Below are 1,121 nucleotides of genomic sequence, written 5' to 3' on the forward strand. Positions count from 1 at the left end.
ATTAATTATACACGTTGTTGGCAGTAGTATTTTTTTTATTCATACATTTGCACTCCTTTTAACAAAACATTTCGGTTGAAAGTCATATAAATTCTTTATATTTATAATTCAAATTATTATATGGTGTCAGATAACTTACATAAAAATTCAAGTCAAACTAAAGATACAGAGGTTTGGTTTGATAATATGGTGGCTAATCTGCGTTACGACCAAACTCTTATAGAAAACGATATTTTAGAACAAGATAAGAAAAAGGTTTATGATGCATTGATTTCTGGCGACCACGATTTTATGCATAATTATGCAAGACAAACTAGTTCAGCTTTTTTTATTACGAATATGGTTGAAGCATATTTTAAAGAATTAATTAAGTCAAAAAGAAAACCAAGTAAAATTGCTTTAGAATTATCAAATTCTAAAATTTTAGTTTGGGCAGAAATAGTACAAGACGATGAATTAATGGAAGATGCTCTTATTCTAGCTGAAGCAAAAATTAATGCTTATTTTTCTAAATTTGGATTTCATATTTCCTCAACAATTGTAGAAGATACTGATTCTTTAGTAGTTCCTGAACATTATAGAAACGTAGCAATTGCTTAATATTCAGATTTGGGGTCATTTACAGAACACATAACTCATTCAGAAAATAATTTAGACTTTTTGTCTAAAGTCAACAGCAACATTAATGATAGTTGGGATTGGCAAGTCACAGTTTGTTTTTATTCAGCACTTCATTTAATGAATGCTCATATAGTTGCAAAAACAGCTAAAAATTACCTTTCACATAGTCAAGTTGCAGAAGTAATAAATCCTTATAATCAATTGTCGGTCGCAAAACTTGATGAGCAAACTTATTTGTCATATAATAAGCTTTTTCAATTATCTAGACGTTCACGATATTTATTAAGCGAAAATTTTAAAAAAGGTGGAATTGTAGATATTCAGCCTGCTTGTATTACTTATGATAAGCATTTTAAAAAAGCAATTCATCATTTAGACATTATAATAAGCTATGTTTCTAAAAATCATAGCGTTGCTTTTAAGAAAACTAAAGTTGACTGTATCGAGTTAAAAGGACAAACTTTCTCGAATTTCGATGTCGCCTAATATTACTGCCAACT

The 1,121-nt window shown here is 28.6% G+C and carries 2 protein-coding genes; both read left to right on the forward strand.

The features are described from left to right. The first annotated feature begins 123 nt into the window (after nucleotides 1-123). Complete coding sequence (locus ES045_RS16210) at nucleotides 124-600, forward strand: hypothetical protein (RefSeq protein ID WP_147117314.1); 477 nt, start codon at nucleotides 124-126, stop codon at nucleotides 598-600. Between the two features lie 9 nt (nucleotides 601-609). Then, nucleotides 610-1,107, forward strand: a complete 498-nt coding sequence (locus ES045_RS16215; protein ID WP_147117315.1) for a hypothetical protein — start codon at nucleotides 610-612, stop codon at nucleotides 1,105-1,107. The last annotated feature ends 14 nt before the right edge of the window (nucleotides 1,108-1,121 follow it).

The organism is Polaribacter sp. IC073 (assembly GCF_007997075.1).
Lineage (GTDB): Bacteria > Bacteroidota > Bacteroidia > Flavobacteriales > Flavobacteriaceae > Polaribacter.